13 protein-coding genes are annotated in these 21,213 nt (G+C 66.5%); 7 read left to right on the forward strand and 6 right to left on the reverse strand.

The window, feature by feature from the left end:
* Positions 1 to 304 precede the first annotated feature (304 nt).
* From AC6CH3_RS10710 to AC6CH3_RS10720, 3 genes are all read left to right on the forward strand, one after another.
* Positions 305 to 592, forward strand: a complete 288-nt coding sequence (locus tag AC6CH3_RS10710; RefSeq protein ID WP_056625601.1) for an HU family DNA-binding protein — start codon at positions 305 to 307, stop codon at positions 590 to 592.
* A gap of 126 nt (positions 593 to 718) precedes the next feature.
* Entirely contained in the window at positions 719 to 2,893 is a 2,175-nt protein-coding gene (locus AC6CH3_RS10715) for a bifunctional copper resistance protein CopD/cytochrome c oxidase assembly protein (protein ID WP_498132424.1), read from the forward strand.
* Positions 2,893 to 4,899 carry an NHL domain-containing thioredoxin family protein gene (locus tag AC6CH3_RS10720; protein WP_498132425.1) on the forward strand — a complete coding sequence of 669 codons (2,007 nt, stop codon included), beginning with the start codon at positions 2,893 to 2,895 and terminating at the stop codon, positions 4,897 to 4,899. The genes AC6CH3_RS10715 and AC6CH3_RS10720 overlap by 1 nt, the downstream gene beginning before the upstream one ends.
* A 254-nt stretch (positions 4,900 to 5,153) precedes the next feature.
* On the opposite strand, the gene AC6CH3_RS10725 is transcribed toward AC6CH3_RS10720, so the two are convergent.
* Together AC6CH3_RS10725 and AC6CH3_RS10730 are read right to left on the reverse strand one after the other, a co-directional pair.
* Complete coding sequence (locus tag AC6CH3_RS10725; protein ID WP_498132426.1) at positions 5,154 to 6,146, reverse strand: hypothetical protein; 993 nt, start codon at positions 6,144 to 6,146, stop codon at positions 5,154 to 5,156.
* A 127-nt stretch (positions 6,147 to 6,273) separates the two neighbouring features.
* Entirely contained in the window at positions 6,274 to 7,965 is a 1,692-nt protein-coding gene (locus AC6CH3_RS10730; protein ID WP_498132427.1) for a helicase HerA-like domain-containing protein, read from the reverse strand.
* Positions 7,966 to 8,149: 184 nt separating this feature from the next.
* Between AC6CH3_RS10730 and AC6CH3_RS10735 the strand changes: the two genes are divergently transcribed.
* Positions 8,150 to 9,139, forward strand: coding sequence for an LLM class flavin-dependent oxidoreductase (locus AC6CH3_RS10735; RefSeq protein WP_498132428.1), 990 nt, complete (start codon positions 8,150 to 8,152; stop codon positions 9,137 to 9,139).
* Positions 9,140 to 9,285: 146 nt separating this feature from the next.
* Positions 9,286 to 11,946: a trehalase-like domain-containing protein gene (locus AC6CH3_RS10740; RefSeq protein WP_498132429.1), complete on the forward strand. Its 2,661-nt coding sequence runs from the start codon at positions 9,286 to 9,288 to the stop codon at positions 11,944 to 11,946.
* Positions 11,947 to 11,989: 43 nt separating this feature from the next.
* Here AC6CH3_RS10740 and AC6CH3_RS10745 read toward each other — a convergent pair whose 3' ends face one another.
* The 4 genes from AC6CH3_RS10745 to AC6CH3_RS10760 form a co-directional block, all read right to left on the reverse strand.
* Positions 11,990 to 13,120, reverse strand: a complete 1,131-nt coding sequence (locus tag AC6CH3_RS10745; RefSeq protein WP_498132430.1) for an FAD-dependent oxidoreductase — start codon at positions 13,118 to 13,120, stop codon at positions 11,990 to 11,992.
* A gap of 49 nt (positions 13,121 to 13,169) precedes the next feature.
* Positions 13,170 to 14,096, reverse strand: coding sequence for an AEC family transporter (locus AC6CH3_RS10750; RefSeq protein WP_498132431.1), 927 nt, complete (start codon positions 14,094 to 14,096; stop codon positions 13,170 to 13,172).
* A gap of 122 nt (positions 14,097 to 14,218) precedes the next feature.
* Positions 14,219 to 14,647 carry an aspartate 1-decarboxylase gene (panD, locus tag AC6CH3_RS10755; RefSeq protein ID WP_498132432.1) on the reverse strand — a complete coding sequence of 143 codons (429 nt, stop codon included), beginning with the start codon at positions 14,645 to 14,647 and terminating at the stop codon, positions 14,219 to 14,221.
* A gap of 52 nt (positions 14,648 to 14,699) precedes the next feature.
* On the reverse strand, positions 14,700 to 15,632 hold the full coding sequence (locus tag AC6CH3_RS10760; protein WP_498132433.1) for a LysR family transcriptional regulator: 933 nt from the start codon (positions 15,630 to 15,632) through the stop codon (positions 14,700 to 14,702).
* Between the two features lie 138 nt (positions 15,633 to 15,770).
* Here AC6CH3_RS10760 and AC6CH3_RS10765 point away from each other — a divergent pair, with 138 nt between their 5' ends.
* Together AC6CH3_RS10765 and AC6CH3_RS10770 are read left to right on the forward strand one after the other, a co-directional pair.
* Entirely contained in the window at positions 15,771 to 17,231 is a 1,461-nt protein-coding gene (locus AC6CH3_RS10765; RefSeq protein WP_498132434.1) for an amino acid permease, read from the forward strand.
* 275 nt (positions 17,232 to 17,506) lie between these two features.
* Entirely contained in the window at positions 17,507 to 21,055 is a 3,549-nt protein-coding gene (locus AC6CH3_RS10770; protein ID WP_498132435.1) for a proline dehydrogenase family protein, read from the forward strand.
* Positions 21,056 to 21,213: the final 158 nt, after the last annotated feature.

Below are 21,213 nucleotides of genomic sequence, written 5' to 3' on the forward strand. Positions count from 1 at the left end.
GCCGAGCGGGTGGGGCCAGACACCAACGCCCCTCATCACCCGCTGTCCGGAACCAGACGCCCCTCACCCAGGTGCCGCCGTCGTCCTTTTCTACCGTTATTGGCCTGCGGTGACCCGGAGGCCCGTCCGCTGAAGGCGGAATCCAGTGTCAAAGCCGCCGAATTCCGGTGATTTAGGTCAAAAAGTCGCGGAAACACGGGGAATTTGTCCCCCTCAGCGGTGCAAGCTGGTAAGTTTTCGAACAGTGGCTTGCACGCACGCCGTGTGCAGGCTCCAGAGATCCAAAGCGTCCAGGAGGACATAAATGGCTAAGAACCGTAGTGAACTTGTTGCAGAAGTAGCAGGCAAGGCAGGCACCAGCCAGGCAGCCGTCAACTCCGTGCTCGATGCACTGTTCGAGGTTTTCGAATCTTCCGTCGCCTCCGGCGAGAAGATCACCATCCCGGGCTGGCTCGCAGTTGAGCGCACCGACCGTGCAGCCCGCACTGGCCGCAACCCGCAGACCGGCGAGACCATCCAGATTGCAGCCGGCCACAGCGTCAAGCTGACCGCTGGTTCCAAGCTGAAGGCCGCTGTTTCCAACAAGAAGTAGTCTTTGCACACAGCTCAGCGGGGCGGCAACCATCCGGTTGCCGCCCCGCTTGCGTTTAACCTTCGGCGTGCCCGGATTCACTCCTGCCGATTCGCCGCGCAGGCGGCGTTAGCGGACAATGGATAGGTGCCCTCAGCCGGAGAATCCCGTACCACACAGTCTGCCCCCAAACCGGGCAGCGGGTTGAACCAGGCCAGCGCCGGGCTCGGCATCACACATGCCTGGCAGCTGGCAGGTCTCGCTGCGCTGTTTCTTGGGCTCGTTGCAGCCTTGCTCTTCACGGGCGCGGCCATGGCCCCTGAGGTCTCCGATCCAGGCGCACTGGTGCGCTGGGGCCTTCCCGCCAGCAAGGCGATCCATAACGTCTCGCTGGCAACAGTGATCGGCGGGCTCATCTTCGCCGCAGGCATTCTGCCCCGGACTGTGGACCGCCGCCGCGCCAAGGACGATGACGCCCCTGAGCACCCGGCCTTCTCCCGGGCCTTGGCCATCGCGGCCGCAGCCGGCGTGGCTTGGACGCTGTCGTCCATCGCCGTCCTGGTGCTCACCTATGCTGATGTGGCGGGCCAGGGTGTCTCTGGCGACGCGGAGTTCACCAGGGCACTCGTTTTCTTCATGACCGACATTCCCACCGGACGCGCCTGGCTGACGGTGACCATCATCGCGGCCGTAGTCACCACCGCCCTGTTCGGTGTCCGGTCATTGACTGGCCTGGCACTGACCCTGCTGCTGGCGCTGATCGGGCTGACGCCCACGGCCCTCATCGGCCACTCCGCAAGTTCGAACGACCACGAGGGAGCCATCAGCTCACTTGGACTCCACCTGGTGGGTGTCAGCGTCTGGGTGGGCGGCATCATCGTGCTTGCCCTGCTCTCCGGCCTTGTCTCCGGTACTCGCAGCTCCGCGGGTGGCGCGGTGGTGTCCCGCCCGGGTGGAACCTCGGACATCACCGAACCCACGCTGCGGCGGTTCTCCTCGCTTGCGGGATTCGCCTTTCTGCTGGTCTTTGCCTCCGGCGTGGTCAACTCCACCGTCCGGGTTGCCAGCTGGGCCGATCTGTTCGGCTCCCCCTACGGCCAGCTGATCGTGGCGAAGACCGCCGCCACCGTCGTTCTCGGCGGCATCGGGTTCATGCACCGGCAATGGGTAATACCGCAGCTGAACCGCAAGGGTGCGGGCGTGTCCTCGCGCCGCGTGCTCTGGCAGCTGATTCTCATTGAACTCCTCATCATGGGGGCCACCTCGGGAATCGCCGTGGCACTCGGCCGCTCCGCGCCCCCGGAACCCACCACCTATGCCCCTGACGCCTCGCCGGCATTTATCCTGTCCGGCTACGAACTGCCCCCGGAACTGACTCCGGAACGCTGGCTCACCGAGTGGCGGGTGGACTGGATCTGGGTAGCGGTCGCCGTATTCGGGCTCGCCTCCTACTTCCTGGGCGTGGCCAAGGTCCGCGCCCGCGGGGACAAATGGCCGATCTTCCGCTCCGTGAACTGGGTGGTCGGCCTGCTGGTGCTGACGTACATCACCTCAGGGGCACCGGCGGTCTACGGGCGCGTGCTGTTCTCTGCGCACATGGTGGACCACATGGCCCTCACCATGGTGGCACCGCTCTTCCTGGTCCTCGGTGCACCCGTCACGCTCGCCCTGCGGGCCCTCCCCGCCAGGACCGACGGCTCCCGCGGCCTCCGCGAGTGGCTCCTCGTCTTCGTCCACTCGAAGTTCTCGCAGCTCGTGACGCACCCGCTCTTCGCCGCGGCCAACTTCGCCGGCTCGATCGTGCTGTTCTACTACTCCGACGCGTTTGGCTTCGCAATGCGCGAGCATGTGGGCCACGAGCTGATGATCCTGCACTTCGCACTGACCGGGTACATCTTCGTGCTCAGCATGATCGGCACCGATCCGCTGCCGCGGCGCGCACCGTACCCGCTGCGACTCGTGCTTCTGCTGGCCACCATGGGCTTCCATGCCTTCTTCGGCGTCGCCATCATGGGCGGCACCGGGCTGCTCGCGGCGGATTACTTTGGCAACCTTGGCCGGGAGTGGGGACCATCAGCCATTGTGGACCAGCAACTGGGCGGGGCCGTGGCATGGGGCATCGGCGAAGTGCCCACGCTGCTGGTGGCGATCGGCGTCGCCGTCATGTGGTCCAGGTCCGACGCGAGGGAGACGCGCCGCACCGACCGGGCGGCGGACAGGAATAACGACGCCGATCTCACCGCTTACAACGATATGTTTGCCAAATTGGCGGAACGCGATGCCAAGCTGGCTGAACGCAACTCAAAGCTGGAAGGACGCTGATGAGCGAAACCGTACGCACCCACCACCGGGTCCGCGCCTCCGAACTGGTGGGCCGCAACTGGCTCAACACCGGCGGCAAGACCCTGGACCTGGAGGCCCTGCGCGGCAAGATCGTCCTCCTGGATTTCTGGACCTTCTGCTGCATCAACTGCCTTCACGTCCTCGAAGAGCTCCGCCCGCTTGAGGAAAAATACTCCGACGTCCTGGTGACGGTGGGCGTCCACTCCCCGAAGTTCGAGCATGAGGCCGATCCCGTGGCCCTCGCCGCAGCCGTGGAGCGCTACGAGATCCACCACCCGGTCCTTGACGACCCCGAGCTGGACACCTGGAAGGCCTACACGGCCCGCGCCTGGCCCACGCTGGTGGTCATCGACCCCGAGGGCTACATCGTGGCCCACCTCTCCGGCGAAGGCCACGCCGACGGCCTCGGCGTGCTGATCCCCGAGCTCATCGCCAAGCACGAAGCCCGGGGGACACTCCACCGCGGCAGCGGCCCCTACGTCGCGCCGGAGCCCACGTCGGGCACCCTCCGCTTCCCGGGGAAGGCCCTGTTCCTCCCCGCCGGTCGGGGCTCGGCTCCCGGAAAGCCCGACGACGGCGCCGCCGGCCGGGGTGCCGGCACATGGCTGGTCACGGATACGGGCCACCACCGGGTCGTGGAGCTCGACGCCGACTTCCACACGGTACTCGGCACGTTTGGCACCGGCGCGAAGGGGTACGCCGACGGCGCGGGGAATGCACTGGACTCCCGTGAGCCGGTCGCGGAATTCAACGAACCCCAGGGCCTTGTCCTGCTGCCGGAAGACGTGGCAGCGAAGACGGGCTACGACGTCGTGATTGCCGACTCCGTCAACCACCGCCTCAGGGGGCTGTCCCTCGCCGACGGAACCGTCACCACGCTCGCCGGCAACGGTGTGCAGCGCCTGCTGGAGACCGGTCCCGCCCGCGTGGACGAGGACGCCGCCGGCTTCACCGGACGCCTCAGCGACCACCCGCTCGAGGTCTCCCTCAGCTCACCGTGGGACGTTGTCTGGTCTTCCAAGCTCAACGCCGTGGTGATTGCCATGGCCGGCGTGCACCAGATCTTCAGCTTTGAACCGCTGACCGGGGAAGTGTCCATCATCGCCGGCAACGGCCTTGAAGGACTCCTCGACGGACCCGCCCACGAAGCCTGGTTCGCCCAGCCGTCCGGCCTTGCCGAGGACGCGGACGGCAACATCTGGGTGGCCGACTCAGAGACCTCTGCCCTCCGGAAGCTGGTCATTGGCGACGACGGGACGGTCACTGTTGAATCCGCCGTAGGCAAGGGACTCTTCGACTTCGGGTTCCGCGACGGCGAAGCTGCCGAGGCGCGCATGCAGCACCCGCTCGGCGTCACTGTGCTCCCGGACGGTTCCGTCGCCATTGCCGACACCTACAACGGTGCCGTGCGCCGTTACGACCCCGCGACCAAGACTGTTTCGACCCTCGCCCGCGGGCTCCTGGAACCCTCCGACGTCATCGTCGACCACACCCGGGTGGCAGGCAAGGAACCGCTCCTGGTGGTGGTCGAGGCCAACAAGCATCAGCTGGTCTACGTGCCCATCCCCAAGGAAGCCCAGCAGGTGGACGAAGGCGCGGTCCAGACGCACCGGCCCAAGAGCCCCGTGGCACCGGGCCTGCTGGACCTGACAGTCCGCTTCGAGGCGCCCACCGGCCAGAAGCTCGATGACCGCTGGGGCGACCCCACGCAGCTGAAGATTTCGTCCACCCCTCCGGAGCTGCTCGTGGCGGGCGGCGGCACGTCCGTGGGCCTGCTCCGCACCCTGGAGCTGGCCTCCGACGTACCCGAGGGCGTGCTGCACATTACGGCGCGCGCCGCGGCCTGCGACGGGCCCGAGACTGAGGACGGCGAGATCCCGGACCATGCCGCATGCCACCTGTACCAACAGGACTGGGGCATCCCGGTGGTGCTGCAGGCCGACGGCGACGCAGAACTCGTGCTGGACCTCCGCGGCATGGACTGATCCTGCCGCCTTGTGCTGAACCGGCCCGGTTTTCGACCCTCATGGGTTGAGGACCGGGCCGGTTCTGTTCCTGGCGGGTTCAAAAGTGGGCCAGTGCGTCAGCGGCCCGGCTCTGGCAACTGCGTCCGCCGGCCCAGCCCCATTACTGGCACAGCAACGGGAGGAATGCGGTCCGGTGCGTCAGCCGCCTCAAAGCTGGGCCAGTTGGGCGGCCGGGCTGGAGAGCCGTGCTGGACAGCGTCCTGGAAGGCCGCCTAGAAGCTGAGGAGCGGCGTGACCTTGATGGTGTCGCCGTCGATGTCCAGGCGCGTCGTGAAGCTGAAATCGTGCTCCACGTCCAGGGGCGAGACGCCGCCTGTGAAGAGGTCGACCTGCTCGGCGGTGATCCTGGCCTTGCCGTCCAGGGGCGCAACCACCCACTTGCCCTCGAACGGCTCAATGCTGATCCTCGGGTACTCGGTGATGCTCCACTTGATGGTTCCGTCCACCACCCTGTTGGCAGTGGCATGGTAGAACGGGCAGTCGGGCTGCAGGCGCTGTTGTTTGATGGCGTCTGCGGCACAGCTGTCCAGGAATTCCTTGACCCTGGACGCCACGGCCTGGTTCAGGTCGTCCGTCGCCTGGGTCAGGAGATTCAGCGGCGCGGCGGGGACCTCCCGTGCAGAGACGGTCGCCCGGGTGGGCTTCGCCGAGAAGAACTCCCCGTTCAAGGAGGCCTCGAACTCGCCCGGGTAGAACACGGCGAAGCTGCCGCGGCCGCCGGGCGTGTTTACCGGCACCCCGTTAAGTGTGGCCTCGTTGGAGTTCACCACAGTGACGTCAATCGTGGGCAGGGCGGCGGGAACGAAGGCCCACTTGTTGAAGAAGAGCCACTCCGTCCCGGTGCTTTCCAGCAGGAATTCAGTGTGCAGGCGGCTGCCGTCGATCGTGTACTCCATGGGCACCATCACGCGCTTGCCGCCGCGGGCTACCGCATCGCCGATCTTGACATTCGCGATGCGTGACGCGGAGGTCTGCAGCGCTGAACCGTCGAGCATGGCCGGGTCTGCGTCCGGTACCGAGGCACGGAGGAGGCCCAGTGCCCGCTCGCCCTCACCCTCCTGGAGGGCGTCCAGGTATTCCCGGACGGGCTGCTGCGGGCCGGCTACGGAGCTGTTCACGAGATTGACCGAAACAATGGCTCCGGCCACGGCAAGCATGAGGCCCAGCAGCCACCCGGCCGCCATTTTCACCAACGCTTGACTCATCTGCACGCCCCTTACGTTACCTGCTAGTTATGCGAACTCAGGAGTTGCAGGTTCCGAGCATGACGTACACAGGAAAGGAGAGCGTCCGACGGCGGGGCGTCACCGATGGCGGTGACGCCCCTTGGCACTAGCGGCGGCGCCGGGACGAGGTGCCGAAAACGCCGCGTAACAGTTCGCGGCCCAGCTGGGTTCCCATCGACCGGACCATGCTTTTCAGACCGCTGCCAAGGGCTCCGCCGAGTGCCCCGGTGATGTCCTCCATCATGCCGCCGGCCGGCTGCGCGGAGCGTGGCGCGGGCGCACGTTCGGGTTCCGGGGCGGGCCGGCTGCTCGGCCGTCCAAGGATTTCTTCCTCGATGCGGCGGGCCTCTGCATCCACGGTGTCCGGATTTATGCTGCCGGGGACGAACACCTCGCTGGCCGGAGTCGGAGGCTGGCCCGGTGCAGCGGGCCCCGTCGGAGCAGCGGCCTGGCCGGACAGTTTTTCGTACGCTGACACGCTGTCCACGGCTGTTCCGTACTTGGCCAGCAGCGCCGAGCCTGCCACCGTGCTTTTGACCAGCTCGCTTGTGCTGGGACCCATGACTGACTCCGGGGCCCGCAGGCGGGTTAGCGCAACGGGCGTAGGCGCCCCCTTCTCGTTCATCACCGTGACAACTGCCTCACCGATGCCAGCGGACGTCAGGGTCTCCTCCAGGTCGTAGTCGCTGACAGGGAAGGTCGAGACCGTGGCCTTGAGTGCTTTGGCGTCCTCCGGTGTGAAGGCCCGGAGCGCGTGCTGGACGCGGTTGGCCAATTGGCCGAGCACATCGGCAGGAACGTCCTTCGGCGTCTGCGTCACGAAGAAGATGCCCACACCCTTGGAGCGGATCAGCCGAACCGTGGTGGTAATGGCCTGGAGGAACGCCTTGGAGGCGTCATTGAACAGCAGGTGGGCCTCGTCGAGGAAGAACACCAGCTTCGGTTTGTCGAGATCGCCCGCCTCGGGCAGGTCTTCGAACAGGTCCGCCAGCAGCCACATCAGGAAGGTGGAGAACACCATGGGCTTGGTCTGCAGGGTGGGAAGTTCGAGGCAGGTGATGACCCCGCGGCCGTCGGGGGCAGTCCGGAGGAGCTCGGCGGTGTCGAACTCGGGCTCGCCAAAGAAGCGCTCCATCCCCTGTGCCTCCAACGCCACGAGCTCCCGGAGGATGACTCCGGCCGTCGCCTTCGACAGGCCGCCGAGTTCCTGCAGGGCGTCCTTGCCCTCGTCGGAGGTGAGGTGCTGGATGACAGCCCTGAGGTCCTTCAGGTCGATCAGCTCGAGGTTGTTCTTGTCAGCGAAGTGGAAGACCAACTGGAGGCTGGACTCCTGGGTGTCGTTGAGCTCCATGACGCGCGACAGCAGCAGGGGCCCGAACGACGTGATGGTGGCGCGGACCGGGACGCCGTTGCCGTCGCCGCCGAGGGCCAGGAACTCCACCGGGAACGCCTTGCCCGCCCACTGCTGCCCAATGCTCTCGGTCCGCGCCGCGAGCTTTTCGCTCCCCGTGGCGGCCGTGGCGAGGCCCGACAGGTCGCCCTTGATGTCCGCGAGGAAAACGGGCACACCCGCGGCGGAGAGCTGCTCGGCCATCATGTGGAGCGTGACTGTCTTGCCCGTGCCGGTGGCGCCGGCTACCAGCCCGTGCCGGTTCATCATGGCCAGGGGCAACCTGACCGGCGCGTCTTTGTGGACGTCGCCGTCGACGATGGCGGCCCCCAGCTCGATGGTGGCGCCCTCAAGCGCATAGCCCTTTTGGATCGTGGCGACTTTATCTGCTGTTGATTTGTTGGCCATGCGGCTAGCTTAGTGGCGGATCAATACCCGGCGGCCAGTGGCTGCCTGCAAAACTGTGGACAGCATCACCCGGCCTGTCAGAAATAACCCTCACGCCGCCGTCGTTGTCGAAGGTGTGCCGCGCAACCAACCGCAACCACCCCAGCCGGCCGCCCGTGCTCCGCAACGAAAGGCCGGCTTCCCTGTGACTGTTCCCCTCTCCATCCTTGACCTTGCAACCATCGGCAAGGGCCAGACGGCGGCGGAGAGCTTCGCCGGGAGCGTGGCCATGGCCCAAAGCGCGGAGGAGCTTGGTTACCGGCGGGTCTGGTACGCGGAGCACCACAACATGTCTTCGATTGCGTCCTCGGCCACGAGCGTCCTGATCGCCCATGTGGCTGCCCATACCGAAGGCATCCGGCTGGGAGCGGGCGGCGTGATGCTGCCCAACCATTCGCCGCTCACCATCGCCGAGCAGTTCGGAACGCTGGAAACCCTGCACCCGGGGCGCATCGACCTGGGACTCGGCCGCGCACCGGGCAGCGACCAAAACACCATGCGGGCACTCCGCCGCGATGCCTCGTCGGCGGAGACCTTCCCGCAGGACGTGCTGGAGCTGCAGGGCTACCTGACCGGACCCACACGCATCCAGGGCGTGGAGGCGACGCCGGGCAAGGGAACCAACGTGCCCCTGTTCATCCTGGGATCGTCCCTGTTCGGTGCCCGGCTCGCCGCCCAGCTGGGGCTGCCCTACGCCTTTGCCTCGCATTTTGCGCCGAACGCGCTCCAGGACGCGGTGGCCGTCTACCGCCGGGAATTCAGGCCCTCCGAGCAGCTGGAGGCGCCGCATGTCATTGCCGGTGCCAACGTCATTGCCGCCGACTCGGCGCCTGAAGCCCAGGAGATGCTCCGGGCCACCCTGCGCGCCCGCGTCTCGCTGTTCTTCGGCGGCGGGAGGGAGTTTACCGATGACGAAGCGGACATGATCCTGGACTCTCCGCAGGGCCAGCACGTCTCGCAGATGATGAAATATTCGGCCGTCGGAACGCCGGACGTCGTGCTGGAGTACTTGGACGGCTTCGCCAGGCACGCCGACGCCGATGAACTCATCGTCGCGCACCAGGCGACGGGCACGTCCGCGCGGCTGCGCTCGGTGGAACTGCTGGCGGAGGCTGCGGGGCTGGTCCGCGCCTAGGCAGCTGCCGGTTGCTGTGGGCGCCACGGCAGAAGACGCCGCCGAAGTTACACGATCGCAATGACCGGGATATTCAGGGGAAATGGCCGCGCCTGACACTGAGAGGATCAACGTCCATTTGGGGATGATCCTAAGGAATTCCGAGCATGCCAACTCCGCTCAATCAAACGGTGGCCGATTCCGCACTGTTGACCAAATCCCTGCCGCTGGGCCTGCTGAGGGCGTTCGTCCAGTCGGATGCCGCCGATGACGGGTTGACGCCCCAGCTGCTCGGCGAACTGAAGATCCTGGCACGCACGCCGGGGCTGCTGGTGGCCTGCAACTATGGCGGAACGCTCTGCGCGGCGGAGGGCATTTCCACCGAGACCCTGCCCCTGGGCGGTGCTGCGATTGCACTCCGCGCCTTGGCCGCCCTGCCCAACACGCATGCGGCCGTCATTTCCGGCCGGTCGCTGCGGGACCTGGCAGCGGTGTCACGGCTGCCCGCGGAAGTGCACCTCGTCGGGTCCCACGGTGCAGAGTTCGACATGGGGTTCGCCCACGGCCTGTCCCTTGCCACCGAATCTGTCCTGCAGCAGGCCAACCAGGCCCTCCTCGAATCCATTGGCGCGTACAAGGGCATCACCATCGAGCGGAAGCCGGTGGCGGTCTCGGTGCACACCCGGCCGGCGGCCCCGGAAATCGTAGCCGAGGCGGCGCAGAAGGCCGAGGAAGTGGCCAAGGCCCTGGGCCTGTTCTTCATCGTGGACGGTTCGGTGCTGGACCTGTCGGTGGTGGAGCCCTCCAAAGCCGATGCGCTTGAACACCTGCGGTCCAGGCTCGGCGTGAGCGCGGCGCTGTACGCCGGTGACGCAGTGAGCGATGAATTCGCGATGGCCACGCTCCGCGGCCCCGACATGGGGCTGTGGGTAGGAGAGCTGCCGAGCCTGGCCAAGCACCGGCTGCGGGATCCGGAATCGTTTGCACGGGTCCTGGCGATCCTCTTTGAGCTGCGGCGTGCCTGGCTGTTCGGTGAAGACGCGGTTGGCCTGGAGCGCCACTCCATGATCGGCAACGGCTCGTCAACGGCACTGCTCACGCCCGACGCCAAGATCTGCTGGATGAGCCACCCCCTGCCTGACTCGGGCTCGCTGTTTGCCCACCTCCTGGGCGGTGACGCCGCGGGGCACTTCTCGGTGGAACCGGTCAAGGCCTCGCAGGTGCTGGGCCAGCGCTATGTGGACAGCACGATGATCGTGGAGACCCGGTGGGCGGACGTGACTGTGACCGATTACCTTGAACCGGCCCCCGAGGGGATCACGAGCCTGGTCCGGGTGCTGTCCGGAACGGGAGCGGCCCGGATCGTCTTCGCGCCCCGGCCGGACTACGCCAACGCCCCGTTCAGCATGGAGGCGCGCGGTGGTGAGCTGCACGTCGCCGGCACGTCCGATCCCATCATCCTGCTGGCCCCCGGCGTCAGCTTCTCCATCACCTCGGACGGCCGGCACGCCACGGCCACGGCCGAGGTCAACCTGCGGCAGGGCCCGGTGATCCTCAACCTTCGCTGCGGCGACACCGAGGCCCAACGCCCCCCGGACGGGACGGACGAAGCCGCGACGGACGAAGCGGCGGCGGACGAAGCCGCCCGCCGCTCCGCCGTCGCGCACCATTCCCGCCGCTGGGTGCAGGATCTGACCCTGCCGTCCGTCAAACCGTCCTTGGTGCGCCGTTCGGCCCTCGTGCTGCGGGCGCTCGTCCATGGGCCCACCGGTGCCGTGCTCGCGGCGCCCACCACGTCGCTGCCGGAGGGAATCGGCGGAACCCGCAACTGGGACTACCGCTACTGCTGGCTGCGGGACGGCTCCATGACGGTGAACGCACTCGTGGACCTGGGCTCGACGGAGGAGGCCGACGGCTTCCTCCGCTGGCTGGGCAGGATCCTGGCCAATGCTCCCGGGCCGGAATGGCTGCACCCGCTCTACTCGGTCACCGGTGCACCGCTGTCGACGGAAGCGATTATTGAAAGCCTGCCGGGTTATGCGGGGTCGCGGCCCGTCCGGATCGGCAATGCCGCGGACCACCAGGTCCAGCTGGATGTGTTCGGGCCCATCGCGGAGCTGATCCACGGGCTGAGCGATGCCCGTGGTGCACTGGAGGACCCGCACTGGGAGCTGATGGTGCAGATGGCCCATGCGGTGCTGGCACGGTGGCACGAGCCGGACCACGGGATCTGGGAGGCCCGGCGGGCCCCGCGGCATCACGTCTACACGAAGGTGATGTGCTGGGTGACGCTGGACCGGGCCTTGCGCACGGCCGCCCGCCACGGCCGGGAGCCCGAACCCAGCTGGGCCGGCACCGCCGCCACCATCCGGGATGAGGTGCTCCGCGAGGGATGGGACGGTGCCGCCGCCTCCTACACCGTTGCCTATGACAGCCCGGACCTGGATGCCGCAGTCCTGCACATCGGGCTGTCGGGCCTCCTGGACGTCACCGACCAGCGGTTCCTGGACACCGTGACGGCCGTGGAACGCGAGCTTCGCGTGGGCCCCACCGTTTTCCGCTACAGGTACGACGACGGCCTGCCGGGCCTGGAGGGCGGCTTCCACATCTGCACCACCTGGCTCATCGAGGCGTACGTGGCAGTGGGCCGCATTTCCGAGGCGTGGGACCTGTTCGACCAGTTGGTGAACCTGTTCGGGCCCACGGGGCTGCTGCCGGAGGAATACGACCCCGGCACGGAAACGCACCTGGGCAACCACCCGCAGGCCTATTCGCACCTCGGCTTCATCCGCTGCGCCCGACTCCTGGACCGGCACCAGCGGAGCTAGCTGTACTGCCCAGGGAAGCGCCGTTCCAGCCGGCTGGTTCGCCCTAGCTGAGGCCTGGCCGTGACGCTGAGAAGATTGCGGGAGCGGGGCCGGCGCCGGTGGCGAGGTCTGCCAGCATCCTGCCGACCACCGGCGTGAATTTGAAGCCGTGGCCGGCAAATCCCGCCCCGATCACCACGGGCCCCAGCCGGTCAAGGATGAAGTTGTGGTCCGCAGCGGTGGTGTAGGTGCAGCTGATGTCGGTCATGGAGTCGGCATCCACGCCGGGCAGCCACTGCCTCGCGTAGCGTTGCAGCGCGGCCCGCTGCACCGGTTCGGGCTGGAACGATCTGCGGTCCGGATCCACCACCGGCCCCACTCCGTGCCAGCCGGCCTTGATTCCCTCGCCCGGGGTGTGCATCCCGTACACAGGGGAGTACCAGCCCGCGTAGTCCGGGCCGGTCCCCGGGAAATGGTTGAACCCGGGCCAGGCTGCGCCGTCGTCCGCCATGCCGAAATGCGCGGGCTGCTCCTGCGTGACAGTCAGCCGCGGCGTTCCCGGCATGCCCCCGAGCAGTTTCGAGGTCCAGCCGCCGGCGGTGACCACCGCCTGGCGCGCGGTGAGCACCTCGGCGGCGCCGCCGTCGTCCACGGTGACGCGGACGCCGTCGTCGAGAACCTGCAGGTCCACCACCTTCACATGGTGCCGCACCTCCGCGCCGTGCCGGACCGCCAGCCGCTGGAGGACCGGCAGCGCCAGTTCGGGATTGAGCTGTCCGCCGTCCGGCATGAACAGCACCTGCTGGTCGAAACGGATGCCGCGCCAGCGCTCGCCGGCTTCCGCCGCCGGCAGGAACTTGGCCCGCAGGCCGGCATGGTTCAGCGCGGCGTGCATCGCGCCGAGTGCCGGGTCAGGGCCGTGGTTTACGACGCCGGTGCGCGCCAGCAGCTGCTCGCCGCTCTCCTCCTCGAGCCCGCGCCAGAGGCGGAGCGTTTCCGCCAGCATGGCAACGTAATCCGGCTCGGAATAGGCAAGGCTGAGGTTCCGGGTGGCGCCGTGCGATGCGCCGATGCTGTGCCCGGGCCCAAACTGCTCCAGCAGGGTCACGTCCCGGCCCCGCCGCGCCAACGCCCATGCCGCGGCGGATCCCATGGCGCCGCCGCCAATGACCACAGTGTCCAAACCAGTGTTCACGATTCCTCCAAAGTCGGGCCGTTGTCTGTCACCGTCATCAGCTGCACCGTCATGTCAGCAGCACCGCCACGCCGATCATGGCCGGCACCGCCACGACAGTGGTGATCAGCACCGTGTCCTTGGCGACAGTGAGGCCGGTCCGGTACCGGCTGGCTGCCACGAAAACGTTCTGGGCCGTCGGCAGGGCGGACGTGACCACGGCCGCGAAGAGAGCGTGGCCTTCCATGCCGAGCGCGAAGCGCGCAAAGAGGTAGGCGATACCCGGGTGGACGATGAGCTTGAACGCGCTCGCAACGAGGGCATCCACCCTGCGCGCTGTGGCGGCCTGCAGCGGCCGGGAACCGTTCAGGCTCATGCCGAAGGCCATCAGCATGGCGGGAATGGCGGCGCCGCCGATCAGGTGAATGGGCTGCAGGATCAAGGGCGGGACCTGCCAGCCGGTTCCAGCAACCACGAGCCCAAGCGCAGAACCCACGATCATTGGGTTCTTCAGGATCATCAGGACGAACCGGAGCGGAGTGGTGCGGTGCGCGCTGGTGGTCGAATCCAGCGCCATGAGGAGCAGCGGAGTATAGAACGCGAGCTGGAAGATCAGCAGGGGAGCCACATAGCTGGCGTCGCCCAGGACGTAGACGGCGATCGGAATGCCCAGGTTTGCTGAGTTGGCCAGGGACGCGCTCATCGATGACACCAGGGATTCGGACGTGCTGCGCTTGAGCAGGAACCTGACGATGACGAAGAAAATGGCGGCGGTGGCCAGTGCTCCCACCGCGGCAACCAGCAGCGGGGCGGCAAAAACTTCCTGGAGCCGGGCCTTGCTCAGGGTCTCGAAGAGCAGCGCCGGGCTGGCCACGAAAAAGGTCAGGCCGCTGAGGACCTGGCGGGCGTTATCGCCCAGGATGCCCCGCCGGCCAACGAACATTCCCACCAGGATGATGGACCAGACGACGAAAAAGCCCGCAAGTACGCCTAGCATTCGGCTGTCGCTGCAGGCTCGGATGTACTGGGGGAGGCGTCCACAATCCCAGCCTAATCAGATTTATTCTGAGAGGGATTGGCTTGTGGCAGGGATCTCGTTATCCCGTCAAGTCCGCAGCCTCAGCTGAGGGAGGCGTTGTTCAGCGCGAAGGGCGGGCGCAGGAGCCCGGGGGTGAGGCCTTCGGCGGGATCGTTGCCCAGCTGGATGATCTTGTTGTTCTTGTCGACGTGGACCACTTTGGGATCGTAGGCCCGGGCTTCCTCGGTGGTCATCTCGGCGTACGTGATCAGGATGACGACGTCGTTCTCCTGAACCAGGTGCGCGGCCGGGCCGTTGATGCCGATCACGCCTGAACCGCGTTCCCCGGCGATGGTGTACGTCTCAAGGCGGGCGCCGTTGGTGACGTCCACAATGGCAACGAGCTCGCCGGGAAGAATGTCGGCAGCGTCCAGCAGGTCCAGGTCCACGGTGACGGAACCCACGTAGTGCAGGTCTGCGTGCGTGACGGTGGCGCGGTGGATTTTGGACTTAAACATTGTGCGATTCATAACCTGAACAGTCTAACGCCGGGGTCAACGTTTGGCTGTGAGCCAGGGAACACTATGCCGGGCCCTCCATCTCGTGGTCTTTCGAGGCTGCGATGGAAGCGGCAGTGGTTGCCAGGATCTCGCGGGCCGCCAGAATGGCTGGGCGCTGGGCGCTGGAGCGGCGAACGGAGGTGAACACGGTCCTGCGCGGTTTCTCGGGCAGTTCAATCAGCTCGGCAGTGGTGCCCCGCCCGGTCCATACAAGATCCGGCATGAGGCCCACGGCATTGCCCGACTCGATCAGCCTGATCTGGGCCTGCAGGTCAGCGGTTTCGAAACGGACGTCGGGTTCGAACCCGGCACTCCTGCACGCCTGTTCAGCCCAGTGGCGGGAAGCGGCGCCGCGGGGCTCCATGACCCATGCCAACTCCGCCGTATCCGCAAGGGACGTGATTGGCGGCCGGTCCCCTGAGCCGGGCGGAACGGCCAGCCGGATGGCATCGGTGGTCAGTTTGATCCGGTCCAGCTCCGGATAGCGCGGAGCGGCATGGCCCGGGTACTGCTCGGCGATGACAATGTCGAAGTCCCTGGCCCAGGTCTCGTGGAGCGCCGTTTCGGGTTCCCGCTGGGTCATTTCGATCCTGACCTCGGGGTACGTTCCGGCCATGAGCGTCAGGGTGTCCGGCATGAGGGCCAGCGCCGCCGACTGGAAGACCGCGATCCGGACGGTCCCCGAGACGGTGGTGAGGGAGGCCGCGAGGTCGGCTTCCGCCTGTTCCAGCGTCTCGAGCAGCTGGGCGGTATGGGCCACGAGAACTTCCGCCTGAGGCGTGAGCTGCACTTTCCGTCCGGTTTTCCTCAGCAGCTCCACACCCGCCTCCTTCTCAAGAAGGGCCAGCTGCTGGGAGACTGATGAAGGACTGTACTGCAGGGCTGCGGCCACCTCTGCGAGGGTGCCCCGAATCTTCAGCTCGCGGAGCAGTCTCAGACGGCGAACATCGAGCATAGACTGTTCCTTCGTAAGATCTAATGAATATTGGTCAGTATTAGTCACTTTATCTAATGCAACGTTGATTGCATACTGATCAGAGTTACCCCCATCACAGGGCGGATGATGGGGCCGCACCTACGCAGGAGTCCCCGAATGACAACCAAAGACCCGACCCAGTCCATCCTTCGGCGAAAGCCCATAGATGACATCGAAATCGAGAACAAGCACAGCGGCCTCTTCAAGTCCCTCGGACTGTGGCAGCTCACGGCCATCGGAGTCGGTGGCATTATCGGCGTCGGCATCTTTTCGCTGGCGGGGCTCGTGGCCCATGGCAGTGAGGGCACGCCGGGCGTCGGCCCCGCGGTTCTGTTTTCCTTCCTGATCGCCGGCCTGGCCTCAGCTGCCGCGGCCCTTTCCTACGCCGAGTTTGCGGGCATGATCCCCCGCGCCGGTTCCGCGTACACCTACGGCTACGTTGCCCTCGGCGAAGTGATCGGCTGGTTCATCGGCTGGGACCTGCTGCTCGAATACATTGCCATCGTGGCGGTGGTGGCCATTGGCATCTCCGGCTACTTCGATGCGTTCCTGTCCGGCATCGGCATCGACATGCCCGTCTGGATGACCTCCACGCCGGATGAAGGCAAGGGCGGCATCGTCAACATCCCCGCCATCCTGGTCTGCCTGCTGGTCACCTGGATCCTGTCGCGCGGAACCAAGGCGTTTGGCCGGTTCGAGCTCGTGGCCGTCGCCATCAAGGTGGTCCTCATCCTCTTCATCATCGGACTGGGCGTCTTCTACATCAATGCAGAGAACTTCAACCCGTTCATGCCCAGCGGCATAGGCCCGGTCTTTGCCGGCGCTGCCACGGTCTTCTTTGCCGTGTTCGGCTACGACGCCATGAGTACCGCTGCGGAGGAAGCCACGGACGGCAAGAAGCACATGCCCAAGGCGATCATCCTGTCCCTGATCATCGCGATGCTCCTGTACGTCGCGGCCACCCTTGTCCTCACCGGCATGCAGAACTACCAGGACATTGATCCGGCTGCAGGGTTCGCATCGGCGTTCGCCGGAGTCGGCCTGCCCGTCATCGCCACCATCATCTCCGTCTTTGCCGTGCTGTCCATCCTCACCGTCATGCTGACGTTCCTCCTGGGCGTGACCCGCGTGTGGTTCTCCATGAGCCGCGACGGCCTGCTTCCGGGCTGGTTCTCCAAGACGGACAGCCACGGCACGCCCCAGCGCGTCACCTGGATCGCCGGTGTCGCGTCTGCACTGCTGGCAGGAGTCTTCCCGATCAAGGCCGTGGCAGACCTCACCAACATCGGTATTCTCGCCGCCTTCGTCGTGGTCTGCTTTGCGGTCATTGTGTTCCGCTATAAGAAGCCCGACGCGCCGCGCGAGTTCCGCCTGCCGCTGATGCCCCTGGTCCCGGCCTTCGGCGTCCTGGCCTCGGCCTTCCTCATGTTCCAGCTTCACTGGGAAACGTGGATGCGCTTTGGCGTCTGGCTTCTCATCGGCCTTGTCATCTACTTCGCCTACGGCCGCAGGCACTCGCTGATGAACCCGAACAGCCCGAGGCATGAGGAAGCCGTGGAGATGCACTCGCCCGTGTAGTAGTTCAACGCTCTGCGGCCAATCCCGCAACTCTCCCTCACTTTGGAGCCGCCCCCGCGAACCCTTCCTCACCCCTGGTGAGGGAGGGTTCGTTGTTTGGCGGCGAAAGGTGAGGGAACGTCCCGGTTTCCGGGGAATTTGAGGCGAGAGTGCCGCCCAAAAACGATTGGCTTTTCTAACCTGTATCGCTCAGGAAAGATCGCTTTATCTTACGTGAATTGAAGCCCATACTGATCAATAAGAGCTACTACCCACGGAAAGAACGAGAACTAGCCATGACCCACATCGCAACGGATCACCGTGTTTCTGCAGGCAAGGACGCCGCCGAGACCGGCGCCGTCGCTACCCGCCCGGCGGGTTCCCCCGTCGCCGAAGCGGCGGCCCTGTCAGATGCAGCCATCGCGCTGGTGCGCCGGTGGCTGACCGAAGCCGCCAACATCCCCGCGGACGCTTCAGCCGAACAGCTCGCCGGTGTCCTTAAGGACCCGAACGGCCTGGACTTCACGGTTGGCTTCGTGGACGGCGTGGTCCGTCCCGAGGACCTCAAGGTCGCCGCCCGGAACCTTGCGGCGCTGGCACCAAAGGTTCCTGCCTTCCTGCCCTGGCACATGCGCAGCGCCGTCCGCCTCGGCGGCACCATGGCGCCGGTCCTGCCGAACGTCGTCATCCCGATCGCCCGCCGCGTCCTGCGTGAAATGGTGGGCCACCTGATCGTCGATGCCACGGACGCCAAGCTGGGACCCGCCATCGCGAAAATCCGCAAGGACGGCGTCAAGCTGAACGTCAACCTCCTCGGTGAGGCAGTCCTGGGCGAACACGAGGCATCCCGCCGGCTCGAGGGCACCCACACCCTGCTGGCCCGCCCGGACGTGGACTACGTGTCCATCAAGGTCTCCTCCACCGTTGCCCCGCACTCTCCCTGGGCCTTCGACGAGGCCGTGGAGCACGTCGTCGAGCGGCTCACCCCGCTGTTCGCCCGCGCCGCCTCCTTCGCCGGCGCCGGGCAGAAGGCCAAGTTCATCAACCTGGACATGGAGGAATACAAGGACCTGAACATGACCATCGCGGTCTTCACCAGGATCCTGGACAAGCCCGAGTTCAAGAACCTCGAGGCCGGCATCGTGCTGCAGGCCTACCTCCCGGACGCACTGTCCGCCATGATCCGCCTCCAGGACTGGGCAGCCGCCCGGCGCGCCGACGGCGGCGCCGCCATCAAGGTCCGCGTGGTCAAGGGCGCCAACCTGCCCATGGAACAGGTCGAATCCTCGCTCCACGACTGGCCGCTGGCCACCTGTGGCAGCAAGCAGGAATCGGACACCAACTACAAGCGCGTCATCAACTACTCGCTGCACCCGGACCGCATCAGGAACATCCGGATCGGCGTGGCAGGCCACAACCTCTTCGACATCGCCTTCGCGTGGCTGCTTGCCAAGCAGCGCGGCGTTGAGTCCGGCATTGAATTCGAAATGCTGCTCGGCATGGCCCAGGGCCAGGCCGAAGCCGTGAAGAAGGACGTCGGTTCCCTGCTGCTCTACACACCGGTGGTGCACCCGGCCGAGTTCGACGTCGCCATCGCCTACCTCATCCGCCGCCTCGAAGAGGGCGCCAGCCAGGAAAACTTCATGTCCGCCGTGTTTGAGCTGGGGGGGAACTCCCCAACAAGCACTGCACTGTTCGAGCGCGAGAAGCAGCGCTTCCTCTCCTCCCTGGAAAAGCTCGACGACGAGGTGCCGCCGCCCAGCCGCCGGCAGAACCGCAACCTCCCGGCCGTGCCCAGGCCGCACGACCACTTCGAGAACACGCCGGACACCGATCCTGCCCTTCCCGCCAACCGCGACTGGGGCCGGGCCATCCTGGACCGCGTGCCGTCCTCGACGCTGGGCAACGCTGCGGTCGAGGCCGCGACCATCACGGACGCGGACACCCTCAACACGGTCATCGCGACCGCCGTCGACAAGGGCAAGGCCTGGGGTGCGCTGACCGGCGCCGAACGCGCAGAGATTCTGCACCGGGCCGGCGACGTCCTTGAAGCCCACCGCGCCGACCTGCTGGAGGTCATGGCCAGTGAAACGGGCAAGACCCTCGACCAGGGCGACCCGGAAGTCAGCGAGGCCGTTGACTTCGCGCACTACTACGCTGAATCAGCCCGCAAGCTGGACGACGTCGACGGCGCCACCTTCGTCCCGGCGAAGCTCACCTTGGTGACTCCGCCGTGGAACTTCCCGGTGGCCATTCCCGCCGGTTCAGTACTTGCGGCACTTGCCGCCGGATCCGCCGTCGTGGTCAAGCCCGCCAAGCAGGCCCGCCGCAGCGGCGCCGTCATGATCGAGGCGCTGTGGGAGGCCGGAATTCCCCGCGACGTGCTGACAATGGTGCAGCTGGGCGAGCGTGAGCTCGGCCGGCAGCTGATCTCCCACCCGGCCGTGGACCGCGTGATCCTCACCGGCGGCTACGAAACCGCGGAACTGTTCCGCTCCTTCCGCAAGGACCTGCCGCTGCTGGCAGAGACCAGCGGCAAGAACGCCATCATCGTCACCCCGAGCGCGGACCTCGACCTCGCAGCCAAGGATGTTGCCTACTCGGCCTTCGGCCATGCAGGACAGAAGTGCTCCGCAGCCTCACTGGTGATCCTGGTGGGCTCGGTTGCCAAGTCCAAGCGCTTCCGCAACCAGCTGATCGATGCCGTGACTTCCCTGAACGTCGGCTACCCGGAAGACCCCACGAGCCAGATGGGCCCCATCATCGAGCCCGCCAACGGAAAGCTCCTCAACGCCCTCACGACCCTGGGTGACGGCGAGAACTGGGCCGTGGAACCCCGCAAGCTGGACAACACCGGCCGGTTGTGGAGCCCGGGCGTCCGCTACGGCGTCAAGCGCGGGTCCTACTTCCACCTGACCGAGTTCTTCGGCCCGGTGCTGGGCGTCATGACGGCCGAAACCCTGGAAGACGCCATCGCCATCCAGAACGAAGTGGACTATGGCCTCACTGCGGGCCTGCACTCGCTCGACGCCGAAGAGCTCGGCCTGTGGCTCGACACCATCCAGGCCGGCAACCTCTACGTGAACCGCGGAATCACCGGGGCCATCGTGCAGCGCCAGCCCTTCGGCGGCTGGAAGAAGTCGGCCGTCGGCGCCGGCACCAAGGCCGGCGGACCCAACTACCTGGTCGGCCTCGGTGAGTGGACCAGCAAGGAAAGCTCGCAGGGTGCCACTGCGCGTATCACCCACCCCGGTGTCGGCCGTCTCGTCAACGCGATGCAGGGCGAGCTCGACGCGGCAGAGATCGAGGCGCTGGAGCGTGCACTCGGCTCCGACGCCGTCGCCTGGGCTGACGAATTTGGTACGGCGAAGGATGTCTCCGGCCTGAGCGCCGAGCGCAACATCTTCCGGTACCGCAACCTTCCGGTCACCGTCCGCCTCTCCGACGGCGAGACCCTACGCGCGCTCGTCCGCACAGTAGCCGCCGGCGTCCTGGCCGGTTCGCAGCTGACGGTCTCCACCGCCGTCGCCCTCCCGGCACAGCTCCGCGCGGTGCTGACCGGACTGGACATCCCGGTGACGGTGGAGGACGACGCCGCGTGGCTGGCTTCCGCCGGCCGGCTTGCCTCCGCCGGCAAACTGTCGGGCGCGCGCATCCGCCTGATCGGCGGGTCTGCTGCTGAGTTGGCTGAGGCAATCGGCGGCCGTCCGGATGTAGCCGTCTACCCGCACGAGGTGACCGAAGCCGGCCGCGTTGAGCTGCTGCCCTTCCTGCACGAGCAGGCCGTCAGCATCACGGCGCACCGGTTCGGCACGCCGAACCACCTGTCGGATTCGCTGATCTAGCAATATGCCTGCCGCGGCTTTGGATCCGCGGCAGGCACGGCATGCCACAAAGAACGGGCGGCCACGAAAGAACTGGCGGGCACCATCGGTGCCCGCCAGTTTTGCGATGTTGGTGATGAGACCCTGCGTGGTGGTGAGACCTGCTGGTTTCTCTAGTT

The organism is Arthrobacter sp. GQ119 (assembly GCF_059759125.1).